Here is a 26266-nt window from a genome sequence, read left to right as displayed (position 1 = left end):
TGGTTGTTGCTATATCCGGAGAACTCCGGGCACGGGAGGAATCGTGGGCAAGAACTACGTCGACATCGAGAACGACCAGGGAGCGACGCTGCGTTACCGCAAGCACGCCAACGGCCGTGGTCTCGTCGCGCATGGCGCGAAGGTGCATCCGAAGGCGCACATCGAAGCAGGCGCCTACATCGAACCCGGCGCGCGCGTCGGCGCCGGGGCGACTGTCGCCCGCGGCGCATGGGTCGACGCGGATGCCGTGATCGGCGAGGGAGCGCACATCGACGCGCATGCGCACATCGGCCAGGGCGCTGCGATCGGCGACGGCGCGCACATCGGCGTCCGCACCGAGGTCGGACCCGGCGCGCGCATCGTCCGCGGAGCACGCATCGGCGACGACGAGACGGTGGCTGCCGGGCTGACCGTGGCCACCGACCGGAAGGGCCTCTGGCTGGCCGCCTGAGCGCAGACCCCCGGCAGAGACGACCTTCTGCGGCCCTGGCCCCCAGCGGAGCCGCAGAAGCGGTCCGGCCGCAGAGTCGCAGGCCGGCCACCGGCGGCGCGTCGCATCCCCGGCGGCGCGCCGTCATCGCGTGCGCCTGGCGTCAGCGCCTCGGCTGCGCCGACGCCAGCCGCGCGAGCGCCAGCGCTCCCACCAGCAGACCGAAGTCGCGGAGCGCGACGTCGAGGTACCCCCCGACGCTCACCAGGCTGATGATGATGCCGAAGAGCCACGCGGCGACCAGGTAGCCGCCGAATCGCGGCAGGAACGCCACGACGATGCCTGCGACGATCTCGACGCCACCGACGATGAGCATCGCGGTGCGCGCATCTCCCGGGATGATGGCGTCCATCCACGGGGCGAGGTAGCGCTCCCAGTCGGGCGTGAGGAGCCGCAGGAACTTGTCCAGTCCGAACAGGATCGGCGCGACGGTGAACACGCCGCGCAGCAGCAGGAATGCCTGCCGGCTCCCGTCCTGCATCAGCGGAAGGCGGGTCTCGGTTCGAGTGCTCATGACTCTTCCTTTCTAAAAGAGGTTTTTATATACGCTAGAAGCGCTTGACTCTAAAAACAAGAGGATTATCATTTAGACGTGACTGCTGACATCACGACGGATGCCTCCCGCATCGGCGCCCTCGCGGATCCGACCCGCGAGGCCCTGTACGCCTGCGTCTCGGCGCAGGACGACGCGATCGGCCGGGACGACGCGGCCTCCGCGATCGGAGTGCCGGCGCACGTCGCGAAGTTCCACCTCGACAAGCTCGTCGACGCCGGCCTGCTCGACGTCGAGTTCCGCCGTCTCAGCGGACGCAGCGGCCCAGGCGCAGGACGCCCCTCGAAGCTCTACCGCCGCGCGAGCGGCACCGTCTCGGTGTCCCTGCCCCCGCGGCGATACGATCTGGCCGGCCACCTCCTCGCCCGCGCGATCGAGCGGTCGGGCACCGGGCTTCCGCTCGATGAGGCGATCGAGCAGGTCGCGCGCGAGGAGGGCGACCGCGTCGGAGCCGCGGGGGCCGCAGACCACGACGCCCCCGAGCTCGACCGGCTCGGCGGCGTCCTGGCGGTGCACGGATACGAGCCGAGGATCGCGGACGAGCGGATGCTGCTCGCGAACTGCCCCTTCGACACCCTCGCCCGGGAGCACACCGGGCTCGTCTGCTCGATGAACCACGCCTACGTGAAGGGGGTCGCCGAGGGTCTCGGCTGCGCGCACCTGCAGGCCGACCTCGACCCCGGCGAGAACCGCTGCTGCGTGACGGTGCGGCGCTCGGACACCGCGCAGGAGCGCTAGCGCCCGATACTCTGGGCCTATGGCAGGACAGGGACGCAAGCCGCTGCGCGGCAAGGGCCGCGGCACGCCCGTGCGCCGGAACAGGGCCGAGCGCGTCCCGGCGCCGCGATCCGCGAAGAAGACCGCGAAGGTCGTCTTCGATGCGCCGGCAGAGTCGCCCGACGAGCCGCGCACCTTCCGGCTCGGAGCAGTCCCCGGCGCCACGCCGGGCAAGTGGATCGACGCCTGGAAGCAGCGCATGCCGGGAGTGCCGCTGGAACTCGTCCCGATCGAGGTCGCCGCGCAGCGCGCGGCGATCGACGGCGTCGACGCCGCGCTCATCCGCCTGCCGCTGGACGACGCCGGCCTGAACGTCATCGCGCTCTACGATGAGACCCCCGTGGTCGTCGCGGCGATCGAGTCCCATCTCCTCGCCGTCGACGAGCTGACTGTCGCCGATCTGGCTGGTGAGGTGGTGATCCCGCTGTCGGACGATGCACTCGGCGCGATCGAGGTCCCTGGCGCCGTGCCGGCGAAGTTCGCCCCGCTCCCCGCCTCCGACGCGATCGAGACCGCGGCATCCGGAGCGGGAATCGTGATCGTGCCGATGTCGCTCGCGCGCCTGCACCACCGCAAGGACGTCGATCACCGCCCGCTCGTCGACGGGCCGTCCTCGACCGTGGCGCTGGCCTGGCCGCGGGAGCGCACCACGACGGACGTCGAGACGTTCGTCGGCATCGTGCGCGGACGCACCGCGAATTCCTCCCGATGACCCCGGCGGCATCGCCGTCGCCCGGCGCTCGTTAGAATTTCCGGATGGCCTCGCTTCTGTACGTCTGCGTGCGCCCGGAGACCGGGGCGGCGGATGCCGAGCACGACTCGTTCCGGCGGGCGCTCGGCGTGGACGTCGTCGACCGCCTGGACCTGCTCGAGGAGCGGGTCGACCCCGCGCGGCTGGCGCGCTACCGCGGCGTGGTCGTCGGCGGGTCCCCGTACAACGTGAGCGACGCGAGCAAGTCGGCTCTGCAGCAGCACGTGGAGACCGACCTGCAGCGCATCGCCCGGCACGCGATCGACGGCGGGATCGCCGCCTTCTTCACGTGCTTCAGCATCGGAGTCGTGACGAGGATGCTCGGCGGCGAGGTCACGCTCGACACTCCGGAGTCCGCCAGCGCGACGGTCATCGAGACCACCGCCGATGGCGCGGCCGATCCGGTCTTCGGGCCCAGCGCCCCGGCGCTCACGGTCTTCACGGCCCACAAGGAGAGCTCGATCGCCGTTCCGGACGGCGGCGTGCTGCTCGCCACGAACCCGATCTGCCCCGTGCAGGCGTACCGGGTGGGCACGCACCTGTACGCGGCGCAGTTCCACCCCGAGCCGACCCCGCGCGACTTCGCCGACCGGATGACGTTCTACCGCACCACCGGCTACTTCGATCCGGACGAGTTCGACGTCGTGCAGGGGCAGGTGCTCTCGGCATCCGTCACCGAGGGAGCGGCCCTGCTCCGCCGCTTCGCCGAGCACTTCGCCTGACCTCCGCCGCGCGCGTCGATCGTTCAGCCGCGCAGCAGCTCCACCCGCTCCCGCAGGTAGCCGGCCAGCGGCATGTACCCGCCCGCCGCGCTCCAGCGGACAGACGGAACCCCGTCGATCCTCGCCAGCGGCCCGGACGAGCCGCCGGCATCCACTGCGTACGCGTCGATGACGCTCCAGCCGACGTGGACGACCTCGCCCTCGCGGAATCCGCCGCGCAGCGCCTCGGCCCGCCGCGCCGCTCGCTCCCGCGCCGACTCCGCGGTGTAGCCCCGGCGGCCCGGCTCCGCCGCACGGAGCACTTCGGCCGTCGCGAGCACGTGGTCGTCGGTGAGCAGCAGCACGCCGAGATGCCAGGCTTCCCCGACCCGCACGATCCGACGCCCGCGCCAGCGGGAGTCGCGGTCCTCGCCGAGCCCCTCCTTCGGAGCGCCGGCCAGCGCCTCACGCGCGGAGGCGAGGAGCTGCACGACTGTGTCCACGACTCCAGGGTAGGAGCCGATTCGCCCGGTCGCCGCATCCACGGCAGAATCGATGCACACCCCGAGGAGCTTCCATGTCTCAGCCAGACACCGCCCGCCTGCTCATCGCCTGCGACGATCAGCCCGGCATCGTCGCCGCCGTCGCGGGCGTGCTCGCCGAGCACGGAGCGAACATCATCTCGCTCGACCAGCACTCCACCGACTCGGAGGGCGGCCGGTTCTTCCAGCGCACCGTCATCCACCTCCCCGGTCTGTCGGCTGCGCGCCCCGCGCTCGAGGCCGACCTGGCGGCGGTCGCGGAGCGCTTCGGCATGGAGTGGTCGCTGCACGACACCGCGCGACGCAAGCGCGTCGCGATCTTCGTCTCGAAGTACGACCACTGCCTGATGGAGCTGCTCTGGCGCACGCAGCGCGGTCAGCTCGACATCGACGTCACGATGGTCGTCTCCAACCACCCCGACCTCGCCGAGGCCGTGCGCGGATTCGGCGTGCCGTTCGTGCACATCCCCTCGGGCGACAAGGAGTCGATGGAGGCGCGGCAGCTCGAGCTGCTGCAGGGCAACGTCGACCTGGTCGTGCTCGCCCGCTACATGCAGATCCTCACGGACGACTTCATCGAGCGGGTCGGTGCGCCGGTGATCAACATCCACCACTCGTTCCTCCCCGCGTTCATCGGCGCGAACCCCTACGCGCGGGCGAAGGATCGCGGCGTGAAGCTGATCGGCGCGACCGCGCACTACGCGACGGCCGACCTCGACGAGGGCCCGATCATCGAGCAGGACGTCACCCGCGTCACGCACTCCGAGTCGGCTGCGGAGCTGCAGCGCCGAGGCGCCGACGTCGAGCGCCTGGTGCTCGCTCGCGCCGTGCAGTGGCATGCGGAGGACCGCGTGATCGTGCACGGCCGGTCCACCGTCATCCTCTAGGCGCTTCGGACGCGCGCGCCGGAATCAGACGTCCTCGCCGATCACGTCGACCGCAAGCCCGCGGGATGCTGCGGCAAGCCGCCTGTCATTCGTCCAGAGCTCCTCGCAACCCGCCAGCTGAGCCGCCGCCAGGTGCAGTGCGTCCGGAGTCCTCAACCCGAATTCGGCACGTAACTCGGCGGCGCGCACGAAGACCTCCGGTCCGAGGTCGATGTGCTCCACCCGCTCGTAGAGCGCCAGGTGGCGGTCCCGCAATTCCATATCCCCCGCGCGGAGCGGACCGACCAGGCACTCCGGGAGTACCAGCGGGCTGGTCGCGACCAGCGAGCGCACCGATGCCAGCGCCCGCCGCACGCGATCGCCTCTGATTCCGCGATCCTCGAGTGCGTAGATGAGGATGCAGGCGTCGAGGTAGATCACTCCCAGCCCTCTCGCGCCTCGGCGATCTGCGCGTCGATCTCGGCGGCGGAGCGCACGAGCCGCGCCGGAAGCGGATGAGCTTCGATCCACTCGGCGAGCGCCGCGCCTGTCAGAGGCGCATCGACCGAGGCGACGGACGTGATCTGCGCCACGGGTACTCCTCTGTTCGTGATGACCACCTCGAGCCCGGACTGCGCGTCGGCGATCAGGCGGGACAGATTGTTCCGCGCATCGAGCACGCTGTAGGTCGACATGACGCCATGTTAGCCAGAGATCTGGCTAACATCAATGCTCGGCCGGCACCCCCGCGAGCAGTTCGGCGAAAACCTCGGCCGCAGCCTCCCTGGTCGCGAGCGGCGCGGCCTGCCCCATCCACAGGGACTGCAGCTCGCCGAGGTTCTGCTCCCCGGCGGCGGCGCGGAACCTCCCGGTGAGCCAGTTCTGCATCGGGAACGGCGCGACCGTGCCGCCGGCCTCGATCGCGCGCACGGCGCGGTTGCGCGCGCCGCGGGCCAGTCGTCCGCTCATGGCCCTGGTGAGCACGGTGTCGTCGGCCGAGGTCGCGCGGATCGCGTCGCGGTGCGCCTGCGTCGCGGCGGACTCGGCGGTCGCGAGGAACGCCGTGCCCACCTGCACTCCCGAGGCGCCGAGCGCGAACGCGGCCGCGACGCCCCGGCGGTCGGCGATCCCGCCGGCGGCGATCACCGGCACGTCCACCGCGTCGACCACCTGCGGCACGAGCGCGAAGGTGCCGACCAGGGACTCCTCGGCCGGCCGCAGGAACGACACTCGATGCCCGGCGGCCTCGGCTCCGGTCGCGACGATCGCGTCGACCCCGCCGTCCGCCAGCGCCACCGCCTCGCCGACCGTCGTGGCTGTGCCCACCACGCGGATGCCGCGCCGGCGCGCCTCATCCACGACCTCGCCCGACGGCACGCCGAACACGACGCTGAGCACGGCGGGAGCGGCATCCCAGATCGCCTCGAGCTGCTCTTCCAGCGCCGGCAGGTAGCGCTCCGGCCGTGGCGGCACTTCGACGCCGACCGCGTCGTAGAACGGCTGCAGCGCCTGCGCGAAGATCGCGTGCTGCGCGTTCGGCTCGGCCTCGTCCCCCATGGGCAGCCAGATGTTCACGCCGACCGGGCGCGCTGTGGCCTCGCGCAGCGCCGCCACAGCCGAGCGGATCCGGTCGCCGTCGTACCCGTACAGACCGTACGAGCCGAGCCCTCCCGCGTCGCTCACGGCGGCGGTGAGCGCCACGGAGGACAGCCCGCCGAACGGGCCGAGGAAGATCGGATGCTCGATGCCGAGCAGCGCGCGCAGATCACTCATGGTCCGAGGCTACGCCCGGTGGCGACCCCTCAGACGGAGTGTGACCTCCCAGCCGCCGGTGTTACTCTCGCCCCGGAAGAGGAGAGCGCATGGGCGAGTGGTTCGGGCAGATGCTCGGCTTCGTCGCGGCCGCGCTCGGGCTCGTCGCCCTGCCGGATGCCGCCGCTCTCGGGGTCGCCATCGCCCTCGTCGCACTGACGACCCTCACCATCGCGGTCGCCCTGTCCGTCCGCGAGGCGCCCGGTCGCAGCACCGCGCACCCTCAGCGTGCGATCGACGCGGGTGCCCTTCTGACCCAGAGCCATCCGGACGCCGCAGGCCACCCGCGTCCTCGTGCACCGGGAGTAGCCGAACCCGCGTAGTCCGTCCTCGTACGGGACTGCGCGGCTCTCGCCGACCACTCCCGACACACGAACGGACAATGATGGACCTCTTCGCCTTCCCTCCCCTCGCCGCCCTCCTCGACGCCGCCTACGGTGCCCTCGCCGGGCTCGCCGCCCTCCTCGAACCTCTCGCCGGAGCATCCGCCGCCGCCTTGGCCGTGGTGCTCGTCACCCTGATGGTGCGTGCCCTGCTGATCCCGGTCGGCATCTCCCAGGCGAAGGCGGAGCAGACCAGGGCGCGACTCGCCCCGAAGCTGCGCGAGCTGCAGCGCCGCCACAAGAAGAACCCGGAGCGACTGCAGAAGGAGATTCTCGAGCTCTACCGCACCGAGAACACCTCCCCCTTCGCCGGCATGCTCCCGGTGCTCGCGCAGACGCCGGTCGTCGGCATCCTGTACACGCTGTTCATCCGGCCCGACATCGCGGGGCACCCCAACGACCTGCTCGCGCACGACCTGTTCGGCGCGGCTCATGGACGCTCTGCACTACCTGACCGCGGTCTTCGCGGTGTTCGTGCCGCTCGCCGCGGCGCTCTACCTCACGGTGACGGTGATGTGGACCCTGGTGCAGCGCGCGGTGCTGCGCCGGCGGTACCCGCTGCCGGTCGCCGCAGCCGCCCGTTGAGGCGGGGTCAGTCGGGCAGCGGGATCGGCGCAGTGAAGGGTCCGCCCTCCGCGTGCTCCCGGCGCTCCCTGCGCTCCCGCCGGACGCCGAGGGTCGCGCCGGCGCTGGCGGCGATCACCAGGGCGATCGCGAGCATCCGCAGCGGCGTCGCCTCCTGCCCGAGGACGAGCCACCCGGCGAGCGTCGCGAACGCGGGCTCGAGGCTCAGCAGCACCCCGAACACGCGCTGCGGCAGCCGGCGCAGCGCCGCCAGCTCGAAGCTGTACGGGATCACCGAGGCGAGCACCGCGGTGAGCAGCGCCAGCAGGAGCAGGTGCAGGTCGCCAGCGACCACGATCGCCCCCGGCACCCCGACCGGCAGCAGCAGGATCGCGGCGACGGCGAGCCCGACCGCGAGTCCGCTGTTGCCGGGGATCAGCGCTCCGACCCGCGCGCTCATCCGGATGTAGCCCGCCCAGCAGACGGCGGCTATGAGGATGAACACCGTGCCCAGCGGGTCGAGCGGATCCGCGCCGATCATGCCGTCGAGGCCCAGCAGCCCCACGCCGACGACGGCGACCCCCACCCAGACGGCATCCGCGAGCCGTCTGGTGAGCACCGCGGCGAGGACGAGCGGCCCGAGGAACTCGATCGCGACAGCTGGTCCCAGCGGGATGCGGTCGATCGCGGCGTAGAAGAAGCCGTTCATCCCTGCGAGCGTCACCCCGAACAGGATCGCCGCCGTCCACTGCCTGCGGTCCCACGCGAACGGTCGCGGCCGCACGATCACGAGCAGCAGCAGGGCGGCGATCGCGACCCGAAGGGCCGTGACGCCCCACGGCCCGAGCACCGGGAAGAGCTGGGCGGCGACGGCCGCGCCGAACGGCAGGGAGGCGCAGGATGCGACGACGAGCGCGACCCCGACGAGGGGGCGGGGCGACGCTGACTGAGGCACCCCACCAGCCTAGGGCCGACGCCCGGTGGTCAGAGGTGCTTGCCCCCGGTCACGGCGAGCACCGCTCCCGACGTGTACGACGACTCCGCCGATGCGAGGTAGACGTATGCGCCGGCGAGCTCCGCGGGCTGGCCCGCCCGCCCGAGCGGGGTGTCGGCGCCGAACGACTTCAGCTTCTCGGCGCCCCATCCGGTCGCCGGGATCAGCGGCGTCCAGATCGGACCGGGCGCCACGGCGTTCACCCGGATGCCTCGCTTGCCGCCCTCCTGCGCGAGCGCCTTGACGAACGCCACCTGAGCCGCCTTCGTCATGGCGTAGTCGATGAGCCCCGGTGACGGGTTGGACGCCTGGATGGACGCGGTGACGATGATGCTCGAGCCCGGCTCGAGGTCGGGGAAGGCGGCCCTCGCGGAGTACAGGAGCCCGGCCAGGTTCGTGTCGAACACCCGCCGCATGTCTTCGGTGCGGAGGTTCTCGAAGCCCTCGATGTCGTGCTGGAAAGCCGCATTCAGCACGAGGACGTCGAGCCCGCCGAGCACCCGTCTGGTCTCCGACACGATCTCGGTCGCGAAGCCCTCCTCGCGGATGTCGCCCGGAAGGCTCAGCGCCTTGCGCCCGGCTTCACGGACGGACCGCAGGGTCTCGTCGGCATCCGCCTGCTCCTCCGGCATGTGCGCGATCGCGACATCCGCTCCTTCCCGCGCGAAGGCGATCGCGACCGCCCTGCCGATGCCGGAGTCGCCTCCGGTGATGAGGGCACGGCGGCCCTCCAGCCGGCCGCTGCCGGCGTAGCTCGTCTCGCCGTGGTCCGGCTCCGGGCGGGTCTCGTCGGTCTGGCCGGGCTGGTCCTGCTGCTGCTGAGGGAAGCCCTCCTCGCGGTGCGCGTTCCGGGGATCGGGGGTGTTGTCGGTCATGACCTCTCCATTTCTGTGATCCGCAGCCAGCGCTGCGCGTACGCCGCCAGATCGAACACGAACCTGCCGTCCTCCGCCTGCTCCGCTCCGCCGGCGAGGAGGTCGTGCAGCCGGTCTCCCCCGACGTCCGCCGTCTTCAGCTCGACGTGACGCGGCTCGTCGCTGAAGTTGTGCAGGAACAGCACGGCACGATCGTCCGCACGGCAGCGGTGCGCGAGGACGGCGTGCTCGCCGGCATCCAGAACGGTGAACTCACCCCAGGCGATCTCCGGAGCCGCGCGGTAGCGCGAGATGAGCACCTGGACGAAGGAGAGCAGGGAATCCGGATCGCGCAGCTGATCGTGCACGTTGACATGGTCGGGGCCGTAGCCGCTGTCGGGGATGCCGGTGATGCTCCGCGAAGGGCGGGTGGCCGAGAAGCCGCCGTACGCACCCCGGTCCCATTGCATCGGCGAGCGCACGGCGGCCCTATCGCCGAGCTCCGGCTGTTCGCCCATGCCGATCTCCTCGCCATAGAACAGTACGGGGGCTCCCGGCAGGGAGAACAGCAGGCTGTACGCCAGCCGCAGGCGCCGGGGGTCGCCGCCGAGCATCGGCGCGAGCCGGCGGACGATGCCCCGCCCGTACACCCGCTGCTTCTCATCCGGCGCCAGCGCGGCGAAGACCGCGGCCCGCTCGTCCTTCTCGAGCAGCTCCAGCGAGAGCTCGTCATGATTGCGCAGGAACGTCGCCCAGCCCTGCCTGACGTCGATCGTCGGCCGCCGGCGCAGCACCTTCGCGAGCGGGCGCGCATCACCGCGGACGAACGCGAGGAACGCGGTCTGCGCCGTGACGAAGTCGAACTGCAGGTCGAGCTCGGTCTCGCTGCCGCCGAAGTAGTCGAGCTGGTCGCGGTGCGGCAGCCCGACCTCGCCGAGCAGCACGGCGTGCCCCGCCCGGCGTCCGGCGAAGCGCCGCAGTTCACGCAGGAACGCATGCGGATCAGTCTCGTCCGCCGCCCCCGGCGGCTGGATCAGGAACGGCACGGCGTCGATGCGGAAGCCGTCGACGCCGAGCTTGGTCCAGAAGCCGACGATCCTCGCGATCTCGGCCCTGACGTCGGGGTTCTCCAAGTTGAGGTCGGGCTGATGACGGTAGAAGCTGTGCAGGTAGTACTGGCCGCTGCGCTCGTCTTTCTCCCAGACGCTCTGCTCCTCTCCCGGGAAGACCGGGTGCTTCGGCCTGCCGCGCGGCGGGCGGTCGCGCCAGACGTAGTAGTCGCGATAGCGCGAGCGGGTCGAGCGGCGGGCCGCCACGAACCACGGATGCCGGTCGGAGGTGTGGTTCACGACGAGGTCGATGATCACGCGCATGCCCCGGCCGTGCGCGATGCGCAGCAGCTCGACCACGTGCCCGAGGTCTCCGAGCCGCGGATCGACCCCGTAGAAGTCGGTGATGTCGTACCCGTCGTCGAGGTCGCGCGTCGGCTGGAACGGCATCAGCCACAGGCACGTGATGCCGAGCTCGGCGAGGTACTCGATCCGGTTGGCGAGGCCTTCCAGGTCGCCGACGCCGTCGCCGTCCGAGTCCTGGAACGTCTCGATGTCCAGGCAGTAGATGACGGCGGTCCGCCACCAGAGGTCGCTCGTGTCTGCCGGCCTCACAGCGCGCTCCGCAGCATCGGGAGCAGCTCGGTCTCGCAGCGCCGGAGGAATGCGGCCTGATCGGTTCCGACGTGATGCAGGTACACCTGGTCGTATCCGGCCGCGGCGCTGCCGATCCGCTCCGCCATGCGATCGACCGCCGGCTCGACGATCACCGCCTGCCGAAGCCTGTCGTCTGTCGGGTCGGCCAGCACCTCGAAGTCCTCCGGCTGCTCGAGATCCCACATCCGGTCGGCGGGGGCGGTGGAGTGCAGCCACTGCTCGCGCGCGACCTCCAGCGCCAGCTCCGCAGTCTCCTCCAGGCTCACGTGCACCTGCAGCGCCGCGGGCCCCCTGCCTCCGGCCGAGCGGAACGACGAGAGCACCTCACCGGTCGCCGACGGGTCGGATCCGACCGTGATGAGCCCGTCCGCCCATTCCGCGACCCACTGCGCGGTGTCAGGGCTCACCGCGGCGCCGAGGAGCGGAGGCGGCGACGCCGGCAGGCTCCAGATCCTCGCCTCGTGCACCCGGATGCCGCCATCCACGTCGACCTGCTCCCCGGCGAACAGCCGTCGGAAGACGTCGACGCACTCGCGCAGGCGCTCCTCGCGCTCCGCCTTGCGCGGCCACGGGTCGCCAGTGACGTGCTCGTTCAGCGCCTCTCCGCTGCCGAGCGCCGCCCAGAAGCGGCCGGGGAACATCTCCTCGAGCGTCGCCATCGCCTGCGCGTGGATCACCGGGTGATAACGCTGCCCCGGGGCGGTGACCAGCCCGATCGGGAAGTCCGTCCGCGCGAGAGCAGCCCCGATCCAGCTCCAGGCGAAGCCGGACTCCCCCTGTGCACGGCTCCACGGGGAGAGGTGGTCGGAGCACATGGCGGCGTCGAAGCCGACGGCCTCGGCGAGCCGGACCGCAGTCAGCAGCATCCCCGGTGGCAGCTGCTCATGCGAGGCGTGGTAGCCGATCACTGTCATGAAGCCCCGCCCTTCGGCTTCAGATCGTGCTTCGCCGGCCCTTCGAGCACGCGTCCGTCCGGAGCGAAGCGCGAGCCGTGCAGCGGGCAGTCCCAGCTCCGTTCCGCGCTGTTCCAGCGCAGCACTCCGCCGAGGTGCGTGCACACGGCCGACACGGCGCAGTGCGTGCCGTCGACCACGCTCTCAGCGACCGACAGCACACCGCGGCGGATCACCCTCGCGCGGGCCGAGCCGTCGGCATCCCGATACGACTCCTGCGGGCGCGTCCACCCGGTGACCACCCGCCCTGCGACCTCGGCGTTCGACTTCAGCATCTCCCCCGCACCGCGCCTGCCCACTGCGCGGTCCGCGAAGGGGGCGGCCCACTCCGGCGGCGACCCCTCCGCGTGGCCGGCCAGCGCGATCGCCGCAGCCACCGCGTTCGTCATGCCCCACTTGGCGAAGCCCATGGCCGCGAGCACGCGTCCGTCGTGGCCGGAGATCGGCCCCATGAAAGGCCGGCCGTTCGCCATCCGGTAGTCCTGCGCGGCCCACCAGTGCGTGCGCACCGCACCGGGGAACGCGATCGACGTCCATCGGTCCAGTGCGTCCAGCCGCTGCGATGTGTCGGGGTCCCGCCCGGGGAAGTACGAGTTCCCCCCGACGACGAGCAGCGTCTCGCCGCCCTCCCCCCGCGCTGTGCGCAGCGACCGGGAGATCCGGTCGACGGAGAGGTAGATCCCGTCCGGCGCCGCCATGCCGGCAGGGAGCCGGTAGGCCCCGACGAACTGCCGCGAAGGCGTGAGCCGGGCGAAGAAGGCGTCGCGGTCGAGCGCGGGGAACCCGGTGGCGAGGATGAGCCGCCGCGCCCGCACACGACCGCGCGCGGTCTCGACCACCAGCCCCTCGGCCTCGTCGTGCACGGCGCGGAGACGGCAGTGCTCCACCACGACCGTCCCGTGCCGGCGGGCATCGCGGACCAGCTGGGCGAGCACGGCCATCGGATGCAGCTGCGACTGGTCCTCGAGCTCCAGAGAGCTCGAGACCGGGAACGGCAGGCCGATGTCGCCGCGCCCGTGGACCCGGACGTCGAGACCGGCGAGCACGCACGCCTCGGCCTCGCGACGGACCGCCTCATCGCCCTCGACGCCGGTGGCGTACGTGTAGGCCGTCCGGCGCTCCTCGGCGCCCGTGCCGTGCAGCCGGTCGCGCAGCCAGACCTGCGCGTGGGAGTTCGCCTCGGCGTACGCGCGCAGTGCCGCGGGACCCGGTCGCTCGAGCAGAGTGCTCAATGTCCTTCCCTGCAGCAGGCTCAGCTTCGCCGTGCTGTCACCCGTCGTCCTGGCGCCGACCGCCGCCGCATCCAGGAGCACCACCCGATGGCCTCGGCTGCTCAGCATCAGTGCGGCGGCGGCGCCGGCGAGGCCGGCACCCGCCACGACGACGTCCGATTCCGCCGGCAGCTCCGCGTCCGCCTCGATGCGGGGGGACGTGGCACGCCAGATCGAGCGCTCAGCGTTCTCGATCATGTCCCGGCCTCCTCGTGTCGTCCTGGCCCGCCTCCGGCGGCTGTCCTTCGCGATCCTCGCCCCGCGCGCCGACTCCGTGCACGGGGGTTGACAAGCCGCACTACGTCGGCGGCTGCGCCAGGTCAATCCCCTTCGTCCGCGCCGCGCCGCGGGCTAGCCTGCGACGGACGGACACCCGGGAGACAGGAGGCCCGCCGATGAGCGACGTGACGATCTTCGCGCCGTCACCGACACTGACCGTCACGGTCGAAGACCACCCGCAGGGCTCCGAGATCCACGTCCACGCGGGCGGTCAGGGAGTCTGGCAGGCGCGGATGCTGCGCCGCCTCGACACGACGGTGACGATCTGCTGCGCCCTCACCGGCGAGGTCGGGGTAGTGCTTCGCCATCTCCTGGAGGACGAGGAGGTCTCGGTGGTCGCAGTCGAGCGCGCAGGACGCGGCTCCGCGTATCTGCACGATCGGCGCGGCGGCGAGCGCGTGGTGATCGCGGAGGAGGACGGCGATCCGATCGGGCGCCACGATCTCGACGATCTCTACGGAGCGGTGCTGCGCAGCGCGGCGGATTCGCCCGTCGTCATCCTGAGCGGGCCGTCCGGCGACTCGACCCTGCCCGCCGACCTGTACCGGCGGCTCGCGATCGACCTTCGGGGCGACGGACGGACGATCGTCGCCGACCTCTCCGGAGAGCGTCTCGGCGCGGTGATCGAAGGGCGCGTCGACGTCGTCAAGGTGAGCCACGAGGAGCTCATCGCCGACGGACTCGCCGCCGACGCGTCGGTGCACGAGGTCTCTTCGGCCATGCGCGCGATCCGCGACCGGGGCGTCGGGGCCGTGATCGCGACGAGGGCGTCGGAGCCGCTGCTGCTGCTCGACGAGCGGGGCGTGGTCGAGGTGTCCCTGCGGAAGATGGCCGAGAACGAGACCAGGGGCGCCGGCGACTCGCTGACGGCCGGCGTCGCCGCGGCATTGGCGCGGGGCGGCACGATCCGCGAGGCCGTCGCGCTGGGCGCCGCGGCCGGTGCGCTCAACGTCACGCGTCACGGGCTGGGCACCGGCGACTCGACGACGATCCTGCAGCTGCGCGAGAGCGTCGTGCTGCGCGAACTCGAGCACGGCGACGACGCGGATGCCGAGGGGAGGGTGAGCCCGGACGGGCTGGCCGCCCTCGCCGGGCCGTCGCCGCGCAGCGGGCACGACCAGGACGCCGGCGAGGACCCTCCGGGCAGGGACGAGCCCGCGGCATCCGACGAACCGCACCCGACGACGCCGGCCGCCGCCCCGAGGGAGGAGGGCTCATGACCCGCGCGCTGATCACGAACGACGACGGCATCGACGCACCGGGCCTCGCGGCACTCGCCCGCGCCGCCCTGACGGCAGGGCTCGACCCGGTGATCGCCGCGCCCGTGCGGCAGTCCAGCGGCTCCAGCGCCTCGATCGTGGCCGCCGAGGAGGGCGGCAGGGTCGCGGTCGACGAGCGCACGCTCGAGGGACTCGAAGGCGTGCCGGCGTACGCCGTGCACGGCGGACCGGGGCTGATCGCCCTGATCGCGGCGCGCGGCGCCTTCGGCGAACCCGTCGGCCTCGTGCTCTCCGGCGTCAACCACGGCGCCAACGTGGGCCGTGCGATCCTGCACTCGGGCACGGTCGGCGCCGCCCTGACCGGAGGCCTCAACGGCGCGAGGGCCGTCGCGATCTCACTCGACGTCGGAATGCACCCTGACGTGTTCCACTGGGACGCTGCGGCCGGGGCGGCCCTCTCGCTGCTCCCGCAGCTGCTGCGGCGCCCCGTGGGCGCGGTGATCAACGTGAACGTGCCCAACCGCGCCGAGCACCGCGGCATCCGCGAGGCGGCGCTCGCCCCGTTCGGCATCGTGCAGACGACGATGGCCGAAGCGGAGTCGCACTACATCCGGCTCGCCGTCGAGGAGCTGCCGAACACGCCCGAGGAGGGCACCGATGCGGCGCTCCTCGCGGAGGGCTGGATCACCGTCACCGGCATCGATTCGGTGGCGGCGTGCCCGTTCCCCCTCGATGCCTCGCCGGACGACAGGGACCGGGAGGGTCAGAGCGGCGGCGTGACCGAGATCTCTCCGGTGCCGGGGGACTCCCCCGCCTCCGGCGGCTCGGGGACGAGGTAGAGCCCGCTCGGCGCGTTCGCCGTGAACGCGAGCGCCTCGATCCACGCGCGGTTGATCGCCGGCTGCCTGCTGCCGAAGTACTTGAAGACCAGGGAGCTCGCGGGCTGGATCCAGACCGTTGTCCGGCCGCCGCCGACGCTCGCGTCCTCCCGCCAGCTGAAGGGGAAGGGCTCGCCGCGTCGGAGCTTGGCTGTGATGACGAGCTGGAGGTGCGTCAGGGCGCGGTCCTCGATCTCGGTCTTCACGTCACCTTCGTAGATGAATTTGCCCATTCAGATGGCTCCTCTCTCGGTTCTGCACGGTCCACTCGGCCTGTCGGAATCATCCCTCTCTGCGTAGCCTATGACGTATGGGCACCCTCTATTACGACGACCATGAGGAACCGATCTCGATCGATGATCGAACGCTCGCCCACCTCAAAGTCGTGATCGCGACCAAACTGCGCCGCCACGAGAGCTTCACGCTGTCGTGGAAGCATCCGGTGGGCGAGCACCAGGGGCGCTCGACCATCTGGCTGCATCCGTCGATCCCCCTGCGCTTCGTGTTCGACGAGCCGGATCCGCCCCCGCTCAACAGTCACTGGATCGCGACGATGGCGAACTCGGCGAGCTCCTCCGGCGGCATCGTGATCAGTGCCGAGGAGATCGCGCACGCTCCTGAGCCGCAGGCCTCCTGAAGTCAAGCCCCTCGGCCTCAGGCAGGACTTCGCCTAGCGTCGTGTTCTCGAGACCGAGGAGGCCAGCTCATGCACGCACGGCACATCGACGACCGACCGGACAAGGGGAACACCCCGGGGACGACGCACGCCGCCTGGGGCTCCGGCGACCCGCATCTGCGGATCACCCGCGAAGACGAGCGGGCCGAGTACCGGATCGGATCGGATGTCGTGCGCATCGGATCGGCCGAGGGCAGCGATCTGCGCCTCGCCGGCACCGATCCGGTGCACGCGACGATCACGCACGACGAGCGCGACGAGTACGTGCTGGAGATGCACGGCGCCGGAGAGATGAGCGCGAGCTCCGGCGTCGACGGCACGCACCCCGGCGAACGCACCGAGACGCTCCGGACGGGCGCCCGCTTCACGATGGGCCCATGGACCCTGGTGTTCGCGCGTGACGAGTACGCCGACCACGGGCGCCCCTACGGCGGCCGGCTCGGAGGCGAGTACTCCGATCAGCCGCTGCAGCCGCCGCGGCCGGACTACTCGGGCGACGGCGACATCGCGGCCGACCCCCGCTCCGGCACGCCCTCCGCTGCCGGCGCGGCTGCTCAGTCGGACTCCGTCGACGAGACGTGATGGGCGATCCCGACCGGCTTCGACTCGTGCGAGCCACGCTGGCGGAGGTAGATCGAGAACGCCACCATGGTGCCCACCGCGAGGAACTCCGACTGCCAGTTCTGCAGCGTGCGATCCCAGAACTCCGGTGACGCGACGTAGTCGAGCCAGGTGATCGCGGGGGCCGCATGCATCGCGTTCTCCTCGTTGATCACGACGAGACCGGCGAGCGACTGCGCGAACCAGGAGAGCACGAAGAGCGCGCCCATCACGATCAGGAGCGAGTTGCCGAGGAGCGCAGTCCGCCATCCGCCTGCCCGCGCCCACTTCGGGGAGTCGGCATCCGCGTGGCGGCCGACGTGCTGATCGGCGTCATCGCCAGGTCCCTGATCACCCGGCTTCTTGGATTCGGGCGATCCGCGCTGCACGAACCAGATCGTCGCCGCGATGAACAGGAAGAACTGCAGGAACTCGGACTGCCAGTTCTCGGCCACGTCCACCACGAAGTCGGACGAGGTCACGAAGGATCCGAAACCGATCTGCGGCCTGCCGTGGTCGGCCAGCTCGGAGTTGGTGCGGAGGAAGCCCGCGACCGACTGGCCGGCGAGCGCGACCAGGAACAGCGCGAGGAAGAACACGCTGAGACCGTTGTCACGAAGCGCCCTGCGCATGATCACCGCCCTCCGAGCGGGGTGGCGATCATCGCAGCGAGCCCCACCCACACGATGGCCATCCACGTCCAGAACACGACCCGCATGCCGGCGGTCTCCTTCTCCTGCTCGGGCATCTGCCTCCTCCGTTCCTCGCGTCTTCACCTTCCCGGTCCGCCGCACGGCGCGCCAGGGGCTTGACGCCGACCCCCTCGTTGTCAATCCCCCTGCCTGTCGCAAGGCCTGCGCCTATCGTCGGCCGGAGAGATCAGACCACCCACGAGACGAGAGAGAAGAGATGATGACCACCGCAAGCGAGATCATGACGCCGAGCCCCCGGTGCATCGGCGTGAACGACTCCCTGCGCATCGCCGCCGCGGTGATGGCCGAGCTCGACGTCGGCGCCCTTCCCATCTGCGGCGAGGACAGCAAGCTGAAGGGGATGCTCACCGACCGCGACATCGTGGTCCGCGCGATCGCCGCCGGGATGGATCCGGAGACGACGCCGGCCGGCGTCCTCGCGAAGGGGAAGCCCGTCACGGTCGATGCGAAAGACGACGTCACGGTCGCGCTGGAGCTGATGCAGGAGCATCAGGTGCGGCGCCTGCCCGTGCTCGAGGATCACCTCCTCGTCGGGATCGTGAGCCAGGCGGACGTCGCGCTCTCGCTCTCGGCCGACGCCACCGGCAAGACCGTCGAGAGCATCTCCCGCTGAGGCGGCCATGGACGAGCCGGCGAGAGTGAGCGAGATCGCACGGGAGCGGCACCTCCGCGTGTGCGTGGCGGAATCGCTCACCTCGGGCCGGCTGGCGAACACGGTCGGAGCCGGTGAGGGCGCCTCCGAATGGTTCGCCGGCGGGATCGTCGCGTATCTCACCGACGTCAAGGAGCGGCTGCTCGGACTCCCGCCGGGCACGGATCCCTGCTCGGGCGCCTGCGCCGAGCAGCTCGCCGCCGGCGCGCTGCGGCTGTTCGACGCCGACATCTGCGTGTCGACGACCGGAGTCGGCGGCCCCGGCCCCGAAGGCGGGCATCCCGCGGGGACCGTGTACGTCGGCTGGGCGACCGCGAGCGCCCGCGGGCACAGGGCTCTCAGCCTCGTCGGAGACCCGCAGCAGGTCCTCGACGACGCGACGGCGGCCGCCGTCCGGCTGCTCGCCTTCCATCTCGAGGGCATCCGGCCGGCGGGTCCGCGGCGCCGCAACGACGACGCGGAGCCTCAGCGACGGGGTACGAGCCCGATCCTGAGCGGTGCGCCGGGAGCGGATGCCGCGGCGAGCGCCTCGTCGACGTCCTCCAGCTGACGCACTTCGCCGACCGCCTCGGCGAACGGGTACGCGCGACCGCGTCCCGCGAGGAACGCCACCGCCTCTGCGAGCTCGGGCCCGGTGTAGTTGTGCACTCCCGCGATCGTGACCAGACGCCGCACGAGGCTCTCCGCATCCACGGGAACGGGATCCGCGGCGAAGACGCTGCCGACGAGGATGACGGCGCCGCCGACGGCGACGCCCTCGATCGCCTCGGCGACGGCATGGCCGGACGCCTCGATCACGATGTCCGGCTCGCGCTCCAGAGTCGTCGCGCCGAAGCGCTCGGCGAGACGGGCGCGCTGCGGGTTCGGATCGAGCACCTCGACGGCGGCGCCGAACTCGACGGCGATCGCAGCTGCGGAGAGCCCGACGAGTCCTGCACCGTGGATCCGCACGGCCGCCCCCTCGAGATCCAGGTCGCGCGCCGCGCGCGCCACTGCTGCCCACGCCGTGGCCGTCGCGCAAGACGCCGGCGCGAGGACCGCGGCGGGGAGGGACTCGGTGGCGCGGACGATCGCCGTCCCCGCGCGCAGCTGCACGTGGCTGCCGAACGCACCGGTGAGGTCGCCGTGCACGCCGATCCGGTCGTGGCCGTACTTCCCGAGCGTGCGGCACTTCTGCGGCAGGCCGCGAAGGCACCTGTCGCAGGTTCCGCAGGAGACCGTGACCGACCAGACCACGCGGTCGCCGATGCGCAGCGGCGTGCCGTCGACGGCATGCGCATCGGAGTCCCCGGTGGCGATGATCCGTCCGACGCTCTCGTGCCCGAGCACGAGCGGTGCAGGGGACAGTCGTCGCCCCTGGACCGTGTGCACGTCGGAGCCGCAGATGGTCGACAGCTCGACCGCGACCAGCGCGTCGTGCTCGGCGAGCGCCACCCCTGGCACGGCGATCATCTCGTGCGGGTGCCCCTCGCCGATCCACACCATGGCCGTGGCCGGTGGCCGCAGCGCGACGTCTCTTCGCCGGCCAGGCGGTCTGATCAGAATCGTGCCCATCGACCGGCCTCAGTCGGTGGCGACGAGGCGGAGGAGGTCGCGCTCGGCGAGAGCGGCGCGCAGGCCCGTGACGTCGGCGAGCACCGCGTCGGCACCCGCCGCGAGGAGCGCGTCGGCGTCGTGAGCGCCGCTGAGGACTCCGGCGACGAAGCCCGCACCGGCACGGCGGCCGGAATCGACGTCGCTCGCGGTGTCGCCGGCGACGGCGACGGCCTGGACCGAGGTCGTCCCCGTGCGGAGGAGGGCGGTGAGCACCAGATCGGGCGCGGGCCGACCGCGGCCGGCGTCGACCGGGGAGAGGGCGAGGTCGACCAGGCCGTTCCAGCCGAGCCCGGCGAGCAGGACATCGCGGGTGACCGGCGCGAAGCCGGTGGTGAGCACGACCTTGAGACCGGCGTCCTTCAGACCCTGGATCGCGGCGGCGGCCCCGGGGATCTCGGAGACGCCCTGCTCGTCGACGATCTCGGCATACGCGCCCTCGAACGCGGCGGTGGCCTGCTCGGCCGCGGCGCGGTCGCCGCCGGAGAGGTGCGTGAACACGTCGATCTTGGACTGCCCCATGCTCGCCCTGACGTAGTCCAGGGCTTCCGACCACGGCATCCGCTCGGCGACGCCGGTGCGCGCTGCGGCGCGTGCGAACGCCTGCTCCACGACGCCGTCGTCGAGCACCGTCGTGCCGGCCATGTCGAGGACGATGAGTTCGAGAGGAGTGGTCATGCTGTTCCTTCCATTGCGGGTGCCCACCCGAAGGCGGCGGTGAGATTCTCTTCAGCGAGCCCCAGACCCGTCGTCATTCCGATGCCGGTGGTCGCGGCGAGCACCAGCACCCCCTCGTCGGGAGTCTCGACGAGGAACTCCTGCGGCCCCTTGGCGTAGACGCCCTGCCACCGCTCGATCACGCGAGGCGCCGGCATGTCGAACAGCTCCTCCGCCTCGGCGAGGAACGCCGCGAACGCGGCCTCCGGCTGGAACGGCGGCGGCGCCGCATCCGTCGCGTGCGAGTCGCCGATGATGAGCGTGCCATCGGGGAGCTGCGTGTACATCTGGTTCAGGTCGAGGGCCGCGAGGTCGGGGCGCTCGGCGTGCAGCCGCTCGCGCAGGGCCGCGGCCTCCCGGCCGCCGGTGAACCGCCCGTACCGGATCAGCGACCAGCCGGTGAGCAGGGGGGCTGCGAGCGGATGCCGCAGCGTCACCGCCGCCCGCATCATGTCGAGGGCGCAGCGCTCGATGCCGGCCTCCTCGGCCACCTCGGGGAGCAGCTGGTCGATGTCGTGGTTCACGGCGACGACGATCCGGCCGGCGTCGATCGGCCCGCGGGTCGTGTCGACCCTGCCACCGCGCACGCCCGTCGCCGCGGTGCGGAACCGGAACTCGACGCCGAGGCCCGCGAGGTGGCGGACGATCGAGGAGGCGGCAGTGCGCGGGTCGGTCTGCAGATCGGTCCGGATGTGCGCGCCCCCGAGGAGCCCGTCCCGGCGGATCGGGGCGAGGCGGAGGAGCTCATCCGTCTCCAGCATCCTCACTCCGTCGTCTTCGCGCGCGGCGGCCTCGAGCACGGCGATCTCGTCGTCATGCCGTGCCGCGACCAGGGTGCCCGACTCGCGCACCCAGAAACCCGCTTCGCGCGCGAGCCGCAGCCACAGTCCACGGGAGACGTCGGCGTAGCGCCGCGCCTCTCCCTCCTGCGCTCCGATGCAGAGGTGCCCGAAGTTGCGGACCGTCGCGCCGAGCGGCGCGGCCGCCCGGTCGACGACGATCACGCTGTGACCGCGGCGTACCGCGGCGTACGCGGCGCCGAGTCCGACGATCCCCGAGCCGATCACGACCAGGTCGGCGCGGCTCATCGGAACACCTTCCGCATCCACATGGCGAGGCCCTCCACGACGAGGACCGTGGCGAGGATCATCAGCACGATCGCCGTGACCGTCTCGTAGCGGGAGCCCTGGCTGGCGTTCAGCAGGTAATAGCCGACACCGCCGCCGCCGACGATCCCGAGGATCGTCGCCGCACGGATGTTCGTGTCGAGCATGTAGAAGCCGTGTCCGATGAGGGCCTGCATGCCCTGCGGGACCGTGGCGGACGCGTACGTCTGCAGCCGGGTGGCGCCGACCGCGCGGAGGGCCTGCTCCGGACCGCGGTCGACCTCCTCGAGCGAGTCGGCGACGAGCTTGCCGAGCAGGCCGATGCCGCCGATCGCGAGGGCGATGACGCCGGCCTGCGCACCGAGGCCGGTGATCACGACCAGGACGATCGCGAGGATCAGCTCGGGGATGCCGCGGATGCCGACGAGGAGGAGTCGCGCGGTGGCGCGCGCCCCGCCGCTAGGGGCGACGTTGCTCGCCGCGAGCGAGCCGAGCAGGAGGGAGGGCAGCAGGGTGAGCACGGTCGCCGCGAGAGCGATCGCGACCGTGTCGCGCATCGCCTGCACCATCGCAGCCGTCTCGTAGTTGCCGAAGGACGGCGGCCAGAACCTCGCGGCGACCTCAGGGACACGACCCCAGAAGGTGAGGAGGTCGCCCCAGTTGATGTCGCTGATCACGACGCCGCCGATCACGACGAGGGCGGCGACGGCCCCGGCGATCGTGTGCCGGCCCCTGGGCGCCGTCCACGGACGGCGGACGGCGGTCTGCGGCGAGGCCGCCCAGGCCGGCCGAGGCTGCTGCCGCGCGGTGGCCGGCGACGCGAGCCGCGGGTGGATGATGCGGTCGATCCACGAGCGGGTCTGCCGCTGCCGGCCGAGCATGGCACCGCGCACCAGGCTGGAGACGATCTCCATCGCCACGCACAGGAGGAAGATCACGAGGGCGATGCCGAGTCCCTTGCCGTAGCTGAGGGACTTGAACGCGTACGACATCTCCAGACCGAGGCCGGCGACGCCGACGTAGCCGAGCACGACGCTGCCGCGGAGGTTGATGTCGTTGCGGTGCAGCACCGTCGCGACCCAGCTCGGGAGCACCTGCGGGAGGATGCCGGAGGCGAACTCCTGCATCCTGGTGCCGCCGGCGGCGCGGACCGCAAGTCGGGGCCCCTCGTCGATCTGCTCGATCGCGTCGGCGAACATCTTCGAGATCATGCCGATCGAGTGGATGCCGATGGCGAGGATGCCGGGGAGCGTGCCGAGGGAGAACATCAGCACGAACGCCATCGCGAGGACGACGTCGGGGAGGGCGCGCGTGAGCACGCCGATGAAGCGGGCTGCGGCGCGCCAGCCGCTGCCCGGCGTGGTGTTGGAGGCCGCGAGGTACGCGATCGGCACCGACAGGACCGCCGCCAGCAGCGTGCCGGTGAGGACGAGGCCGACGGTGAGCGCGATCAGCCAGGCCAGGTCGCCGGGAGCGGGGAAGGACAGTCCGCCGACGCGGGCCATGAAGTTCTCGGCGTTGCCCCAGCTCTCCACCATCGCGGGGATCGAGATCCCGACCTCGTTCACGGCGACGACGCCGAGCACCACGAGGGCGAGCAGCGTCAGCGCCGCCGCGATCCGCTCCGGGGAGATCGGGCGCCTCGGCGCTCTCTCCGCGACGGAGCCGGCGCCGCGAGGCGACGCCGACTCCGTCGACGCGTCGATGACCAGACTCACGTGACCGGCTCCTTCGCCGCGTCCGCCGAGACGGCGGCGGCCAGTGCCGTCAGCTCCGTCTGGACGACGCTGAGCTCGGCCGTCGTGGTCGCGACGCGGCCGTAGATCTCCATGACCTCGGACTTGGTGAGACCTGTGGTCGGGGTGTCGAGGACGACCTCGCCGTGCCGGAGGCCGACGATGCGGTCGGCCCACGAGATGGCCAGGTCGACCTGGTGCAGGCTGCACACCACCGTCAGGCCCTCGTCCGCCGCGATCTGGCGGATCAGCGCCATCACCTGGTCGCTCGACTCAGGATCGAGCGACGCGACCGGCTCGTCCGCGAGCAGGATGTCGGGCTTCTGCATGAGCGCGCGGGCGATGGCCACGCGCTGCTGCTGGCCACCGGAGAGGGTGTCGCTGCGCTGGTACGCGCGATCGAGGAGCCCGACGCGGTCGAGGTGGCCGAGCGCCTGCAGCTTCGCCGCCTTCGAGTACCCCCACAGGCCCAGCCGCGGTCCGCGGACGGTCGAGAGCGAGCCGGTCAGCACATTCTCCAGGACCGTCAGCGACGGAACCAGCTCGAACTGCTGGAAGATGAAGCCGACACGGCTGCGCAGGGCCCTCAGGGCCCGCCCGCGGAGGGAGTGCACCCGGGTGCCGAGCACCTCGACGGAGCCGGAGGTCGGAACCTCCAGCCCGTCGAGGTGTCGCAGCAGGGTCGACTTCCCCGAGCCGGACAGACCCAGCAGGACGACGATCTCGCCCCGGGAGACCTCGAGCGAGGCATCTTTGAGCGCCGTCGTCGACCCGAAGGTCTTCGTCACGCCGTCGAGGCGGATCAGGGCATCGGATGCCGCGTTCATGGTTTCTCCCTGTCAGGTTTCATTACCCGGTCGTCGAGCGAGCGAGGCGAGACGAAACGCGGCCACACGCATATCACCCGCGTTTCGTCTCGGTCGCTCCGCTCCTTCGCTCAACCACCGAGCGAATTGCGGAAGCAAGGGCCGATCAGCTCTGGCACTGCTCCGCTTCGGTCTCCTTGCAGATGTCGCGGATCAGGTCGTAGTACTCGTCATCGACCGGCTTCGTCGCGAAGAAGACGCTGCGGAAAGCGTCGGTGTCTGCGCTCTCGATGCCGGCGGCGATGATGTCGTCGATCGTGATCTCGGACAGGGCGTCCACGAGCTGCTTCGCGACGTCGGCGGGCAGCGACGAGGCGTGGACCAGGGGGGCGCCGGGGACCATCGTCTCGTCGACGACCTTCACGGCATCCGACTTCTCGACCTCGGAGTCCTCGGCGAACCCGACCTCGCACTCGACGGCTTCGCCGACCTTCTGCACGCTGACGTCGTGCTTGCCTGCGAACACGGGGGTGATGTCGGTCTTCGGGTCGATGCCGGCCTTGAGCAGGTTGTACGACGGGAAGAGGTAGCCGGAGGTCGAGGACGGGTCGACGAAGCAGACCTTCTTGCCCTTGAAGTCGGCGAGGCTCGCGATGTCGCTGCCCTTGGGGACGATCGCCTGCGAGTAGTAGCCGGGCTCCTGGCCCTCCTCGGTGACGATCGAGGAGATCGGGGTGAGCTCCGCGCCGTTGTTCGTGGCGGTGACGTAGGTGAAGCCGGAGAAGGACGCGACGTCGACCTTGCCGGCGACGGCGGCCTCGATCAGGGCCGCGTAGTCGGTGGACTCGTGGTACTCGACGGTCTTGCCGGTGACCTCGGCGATGTAGTCCATCAGCGGCTGGTAGTTGGTCTCGGTGTCGACCGAGTCGGGGACGACGCCGAAGACGAGAGTGTTCTCGTCGACCGCGTAGCCGGTGGCGGACGTCTCTTCGGTGCCGGCGCCGTCGGTGGCACCAGCGGTGCCGCCGGAGCAGGCCGCGAGACCGAGACCGATGACCGCGAGACCTGCGAGTGCGGGGAGAGCACGGAGCTTCATGAGGACCTTTCGAGGGTGTGAGGGGGTTGATCCACGGAAGACTCTCTCAGGACAGCGGGAGAGAAATATACCTAACTCGTAAGAGTTCAACCCGCGTTCACCAAAGATTCCCGGGGATTAACATCGACGGAACGAGCGGCCCTGACGCGCAGTGACCAACTAGTATGCCTATGTGGCCGAAGCTGTGTACACCCAGATCGCGGACGACCTCCGCGCGCAGATCGCAGGCGGCGCGCTGCGACCAGGAGACGACGTGCCCACCGAGGCCGAGCTCGCCGAGCGGTGGCGGACGTCACGCGGACCGATCCGCAACGCGCTGGCCGCACTCCGCGGCGAGGGGCTGATCGAGACCAGCCGGGGACGACCGGCGCGCGTGGTGGCGCGAAAGGCGAACCAGGCCGTGGACGTCTCGGTGCCGTTCACGCGCTGGGCGCGGGGCCTCGGTGTCACGCCCGGCGCGCAGACCCAGGAGCTGAGCCTCCGGCGAGCGGGGGCGAAGGCGGAGATGCTGGGCGTCTCCCCCGAAGACACGATCGTCAGCGTCGTCCGGCTGCGGTCGCTGGATGGACGGCCGACGATGCTGGAGCGGCTGTGCTACACCGAGGAGGTCGGGCGCAGGCTGTTCGCCGTCGACCTCGACGCGGTGTCCATCACGGAGTACCTGTCCTCCGTCGGTCACCCGATCGTCGGACTGCAGCACGAGATCGACGCGGTCGCCGCGGACGAGCAGGATGCCGCTCTGCTGAGGGTCTCGCAGGGCACGCCGATCCTTCGACTGAGCCGTACATCGCGCGATGCCGACGGCAGGATCTTCGAGGCCTCGGAGGACAGGTACCTCAGCGAGGTGGTGCGGTTCACGGTGTCGGCATCCGGGATATCCACCGACGGCCACTTCATGCGCGCCGTCGGCGGCTGAGGCGGGCGCGAGACTCCCTGCGATCAAGCCGATCCGGAGGGATGGCGATCGCGAGCGCGAT

The 26266-nt window shown here is 71.4% G+C and carries 32 protein-coding genes and 1 pseudogene; 15 read left to right on the top strand and 18 right to left on the bottom strand.

Annotated elements, in window-relative coordinates:
- Window positions 1–43 precede the first annotated feature (43 nt).
- Window positions 44–451: a transferase gene (locus IPV10_RS11930; RefSeq protein ID WP_207484131.1), complete on the top strand. Its 408-nt coding sequence runs from the start codon at window positions 44–46 to the stop codon at window positions 449–451.
- 142 nt (window positions 452–593) lie between these two features.
- Here IPV10_RS11930 and IPV10_RS11925 read toward each other — a convergent pair whose 3' ends face one another.
- On the bottom strand, window positions 594–1004 hold the full coding sequence (locus IPV10_RS11925; RefSeq protein WP_207484129.1) for a hypothetical protein: 411 nt from the start codon (window positions 1002–1004) through the stop codon (window positions 594–596).
- Between the two features lie 78 nt (window positions 1005–1082).
- Between IPV10_RS11925 and IPV10_RS11920 the strand changes: the two genes are divergently transcribed.
- From IPV10_RS11920 to IPV10_RS11910, 3 genes are read left to right on the top strand one after another with little or no spacing between them, the layout of a single operon-like run.
- Window positions 1083–1781: a metalloregulator ArsR/SmtB family transcription factor gene (locus tag IPV10_RS11920; protein WP_207484127.1), complete on the top strand. Its 699-nt coding sequence runs from the start codon at window positions 1083–1085 to the stop codon at window positions 1779–1781.
- 19 nt (window positions 1782–1800) lie between these two features.
- Complete coding sequence (locus IPV10_RS11915) at window positions 1801–2532, top strand: LysR family transcriptional regulator substrate-binding protein (protein ID WP_207484125.1); 732 nt, start codon at window positions 1801–1803, stop codon at window positions 2530–2532.
- 44 nt (window positions 2533–2576) lie between these two features.
- Window positions 2577–3293 carry a GMP synthase gene (locus IPV10_RS11910; protein ID WP_207484114.1) on the top strand — a complete coding sequence of 239 codons (717 nt, stop codon included), beginning with the start codon at window positions 2577–2579 and terminating at the stop codon, window positions 3291–3293.
- Between the two features lie 23 nt (window positions 3294–3316).
- Here IPV10_RS11910 and IPV10_RS11905 read toward each other — a convergent pair whose 3' ends face one another.
- Window positions 3317–3775 carry a glutaminase gene (locus IPV10_RS11905; RefSeq protein WP_207484112.1) on the bottom strand — a complete coding sequence of 153 codons (459 nt, stop codon included), beginning with the start codon at window positions 3773–3775 and terminating at the stop codon, window positions 3317–3319.
- A 74-nt stretch (window positions 3776–3849) separates the two neighbouring features.
- Here IPV10_RS11905 and purU point away from each other — a divergent pair, with 74 nt between their 5' ends.
- Window positions 3850–4701 (top strand): formyltetrahydrofolate deformylase, encoded by an 852-nt coding sequence (gene purU / locus IPV10_RS11900; protein ID WP_207484110.1) that lies wholly within the window; start codon window positions 3850–3852, stop codon window positions 4699–4701.
- 24 nt (window positions 4702–4725) lie between these two features.
- Here purU and IPV10_RS11895 read toward each other — a convergent pair whose 3' ends face one another.
- From IPV10_RS11895 to IPV10_RS11885, 3 genes are read right to left on the bottom strand one after another with little or no spacing between them, the layout of a single operon-like run.
- Complete coding sequence (locus IPV10_RS11895) at window positions 4726–5121, bottom strand: PIN domain-containing protein (protein WP_207484108.1); 396 nt, start codon at window positions 5119–5121, stop codon at window positions 4726–4728.
- The gene (locus IPV10_RS11890) at window positions 5118–5375 is read right to left on the bottom strand and encodes a type II toxin-antitoxin system Phd/YefM family antitoxin (RefSeq protein ID WP_207484106.1); all 258 of its coding nucleotides are present in this window, start codon (window positions 5373–5375) and stop codon (window positions 5118–5120) included. Before IPV10_RS11890 ends, IPV10_RS11895 begins: the two co-directional genes overlap by 4 nt.
- Window positions 5376–5406: 31 nt before the next feature.
- Window positions 5407–6453 (bottom strand): nitronate monooxygenase family protein, encoded by a 1047-nt coding sequence (locus IPV10_RS11885; RefSeq protein WP_207484104.1) that lies wholly within the window; start codon window positions 6451–6453, stop codon window positions 5407–5409.
- Between the two features lie 89 nt (window positions 6454–6542).
- Here IPV10_RS11885 and IPV10_RS11880 point away from each other — a divergent pair, with 89 nt between their 5' ends.
- The 3 genes and pseudogenes from IPV10_RS11880 (at window position 6543) to IPV10_RS17385 (ending at window position 7460) form a co-directional block, all read left to right on the top strand.
- Window positions 6543–6815, top strand: a complete 273-nt coding sequence (locus tag IPV10_RS11880) for a DUF6412 domain-containing protein (RefSeq protein ID WP_207484102.1) — start codon at window positions 6543–6545, stop codon at window positions 6813–6815.
- Window positions 6816–6874: 59 nt separating this feature from the next.
- Window positions 6875–7189, top strand: a pseudogene (locus IPV10_RS17390) (YidC/Oxa1 family membrane protein insertase); the annotation flags it as partial.
- 118 nt (window positions 7190–7307) lie between these two features.
- Window positions 7308–7460, top strand: a complete 153-nt coding sequence (locus IPV10_RS17385; RefSeq protein ID WP_374192233.1) for a hypothetical protein — start codon at window positions 7308–7310, stop codon at window positions 7458–7460.
- Window positions 7461–7467: 7 nt separating this feature from the next.
- Here IPV10_RS17385 and IPV10_RS17345 read toward each other — a convergent pair whose 3' ends face one another.
- Genes IPV10_RS17345 through IPV10_RS11850 form a run of 5 tightly spaced genes read right to left on the bottom strand, consistent with a single transcriptional unit; the run spans window position 7468 to window position 13415 of the window.
- Window positions 7468–8394, bottom strand: coding sequence for a DMT family transporter (locus tag IPV10_RS17345; protein WP_207484100.1), 927 nt, complete (start codon window positions 8392–8394; stop codon window positions 7468–7470).
- Window positions 8395–8423: 29 nt separating this feature from the next.
- Window positions 8424–9308, bottom strand: a complete 885-nt coding sequence (locus IPV10_RS11865; protein WP_207484098.1) for an SDR family oxidoreductase — start codon at window positions 9306–9308, stop codon at window positions 8424–8426.
- The gene (locus IPV10_RS11860) at window positions 9305–10951 is read right to left on the bottom strand and encodes an alpha-amylase family protein (protein WP_207484096.1); all 1647 of its coding nucleotides are present in this window, start codon (window positions 10949–10951) and stop codon (window positions 9305–9307) included. The genes IPV10_RS11865 and IPV10_RS11860 overlap by 4 nt, the downstream gene beginning before the upstream one ends.
- Window positions 10948–11907 carry a TIGR03885 family FMN-dependent LLM class oxidoreductase gene (locus IPV10_RS11855; protein ID WP_207484094.1) on the bottom strand — a complete coding sequence of 320 codons (960 nt, stop codon included), beginning with the start codon at window positions 11905–11907 and terminating at the stop codon, window positions 10948–10950. The genes IPV10_RS11860 and IPV10_RS11855 overlap by 4 nt, the downstream gene beginning before the upstream one ends.
- Entirely contained in the window at window positions 11904–13415 is a 1512-nt protein-coding gene (locus IPV10_RS11850) for an FAD-dependent oxidoreductase (protein ID WP_207484092.1), read from the bottom strand. The genes IPV10_RS11855 and IPV10_RS11850 overlap by 4 nt, the downstream gene beginning before the upstream one ends.
- Window positions 13416–13612: 197 nt before the next feature.
- Here IPV10_RS11850 and IPV10_RS11845 point away from each other — a divergent pair, with 197 nt between their 5' ends.
- Window positions 13613–14716, top strand: a complete 1104-nt coding sequence (locus IPV10_RS11845; protein WP_207484090.1) for a PfkB family carbohydrate kinase — start codon at window positions 13613–13615, stop codon at window positions 14714–14716.
- A complete protein-coding gene (surE, locus tag IPV10_RS11840; RefSeq protein ID WP_207484088.1) occupies window positions 14713–15555 on the top strand; it encodes a 5'/3'-nucleotidase SurE in 843 nt (280 codons plus the stop codon). Before IPV10_RS11845 ends, surE begins: the two co-directional genes overlap by 4 nt.
- On the opposite strand, the gene IPV10_RS11835 is transcribed toward surE, so the two are convergent.
- Window positions 15480–15827, bottom strand: coding sequence for an ATP-dependent DNA ligase (locus IPV10_RS11835; RefSeq protein WP_207484086.1), 348 nt, complete (start codon window positions 15825–15827; stop codon window positions 15480–15482). The two genes, surE and IPV10_RS11835, sit on opposite strands and share 76 nt — an antisense overlap.
- Window positions 15828–15904: 77 nt before the next feature.
- Here IPV10_RS11835 and IPV10_RS11830 point away from each other — a divergent pair, with 77 nt between their 5' ends.
- Window positions 15905–16231, top strand: coding sequence for a hypothetical protein (locus IPV10_RS11830; protein WP_207484085.1), 327 nt, complete (start codon window positions 15905–15907; stop codon window positions 16229–16231).
- Between the two features lie 69 nt (window positions 16232–16300).
- The gene (locus tag IPV10_RS11825; protein ID WP_242684912.1) at window positions 16301–16852 is read left to right on the top strand and encodes an FHA domain-containing protein; all 552 of its coding nucleotides are present in this window, start codon (window positions 16301–16303) and stop codon (window positions 16850–16852) included.
- Here the strand turns inward: IPV10_RS11825 and IPV10_RS11820 are convergent.
- Complete coding sequence (locus IPV10_RS11820) at window positions 16825–17502, bottom strand: DUF6766 family protein (RefSeq protein WP_207484083.1); 678 nt, start codon at window positions 17500–17502, stop codon at window positions 16825–16827. The two genes, IPV10_RS11825 and IPV10_RS11820, sit on opposite strands and share 28 nt — an antisense overlap.
- 280 nt (window positions 17503–17782) lie before the next feature.
- On the opposite strand from IPV10_RS11820, the gene IPV10_RS11815 reads away from it, so the two are divergent.
- Together IPV10_RS11815 and IPV10_RS11810 are read left to right on the top strand one after the other, a co-directional pair.
- Window positions 17783–18196, top strand: a complete 414-nt coding sequence (locus IPV10_RS11815) for a CBS domain-containing protein (protein ID WP_207484081.1) — start codon at window positions 17783–17785, stop codon at window positions 18194–18196.
- 25 nt (window positions 18197–18221) lie between these two features.
- The gene (locus IPV10_RS11810) at window positions 18222–18785 is read left to right on the top strand and encodes a CinA family protein (protein WP_307861119.1); all 564 of its coding nucleotides are present in this window, start codon (window positions 18222–18224) and stop codon (window positions 18783–18785) included.
- On the opposite strand, the gene IPV10_RS11805 is transcribed toward IPV10_RS11810, so the two are convergent.
- The 6 genes from IPV10_RS11805 to phnD all read right to left on the bottom strand — a co-directional run bounded on the left by IPV10_RS11805 (window position 18701) and on the right by phnD (window position 25289).
- Entirely contained in the window at window positions 18701–19789 is a 1089-nt protein-coding gene (locus IPV10_RS11805; protein ID WP_207484077.1) for an alcohol dehydrogenase catalytic domain-containing protein, read from the bottom strand. The genes IPV10_RS11810 and IPV10_RS11805 overlap by 85 nt on opposite strands.
- Before the next feature lie 9 nt (window positions 19790–19798).
- Window positions 19799–20506: an HAD family hydrolase gene (locus IPV10_RS11800; RefSeq protein ID WP_207484075.1), complete on the bottom strand. Its 708-nt coding sequence runs from the start codon at window positions 20504–20506 to the stop codon at window positions 19799–19801.
- Entirely contained in the window at window positions 20503–21633 is a 1131-nt protein-coding gene (locus IPV10_RS11795; RefSeq protein ID WP_207484073.1) for a TIGR03364 family FAD-dependent oxidoreductase, read from the bottom strand. Before IPV10_RS11795 ends, IPV10_RS11800 begins: the two co-directional genes overlap by 4 nt.
- Window positions 21630–23369, bottom strand: a complete 1740-nt coding sequence (locus tag IPV10_RS11790) for an ABC transporter permease subunit (protein ID WP_307861118.1) — start codon at window positions 23367–23369, stop codon at window positions 21630–21632. Before IPV10_RS11790 ends, IPV10_RS11795 begins: the two co-directional genes overlap by 4 nt.
- Window positions 23366–24214 carry a phosphonate ABC transporter ATP-binding protein gene (gene phnC / locus IPV10_RS11785; RefSeq protein ID WP_207484071.1) on the bottom strand — a complete coding sequence of 283 codons (849 nt, stop codon included), beginning with the start codon at window positions 24212–24214 and terminating at the stop codon, window positions 23366–23368. Before phnC ends, IPV10_RS11790 begins: the two co-directional genes overlap by 4 nt.
- A gap of 145 nt (window positions 24215–24359) precedes the next feature.
- Window positions 24360–25289, bottom strand: a complete 930-nt coding sequence (gene phnD / locus IPV10_RS11780; protein WP_207484069.1) for a phosphate/phosphite/phosphonate ABC transporter substrate-binding protein — start codon at window positions 25287–25289, stop codon at window positions 24360–24362.
- Between the two features lie 172 nt (window positions 25290–25461).
- Here phnD and IPV10_RS11775 point away from each other — a divergent pair, with 172 nt between their 5' ends.
- Complete coding sequence (locus IPV10_RS11775) at window positions 25462–26205, top strand: GntR family transcriptional regulator (protein ID WP_307861117.1); 744 nt, start codon at window positions 25462–25464, stop codon at window positions 26203–26205.
- The last annotated feature ends 61 nt before the right edge of the window (window positions 26206–26266 follow it).

Source organism: Microbacterium sp. SD291 (genome assembly GCF_017355365.1).
Classification (GTDB): domain Bacteria; phylum Actinomycetota; class Actinomycetes; order Actinomycetales; family Microbacteriaceae; genus Microbacterium.
Note: the sequence above shows the minus strand (reverse complement) of the source record. Positions and strands in the feature narration are given on the sequence as shown.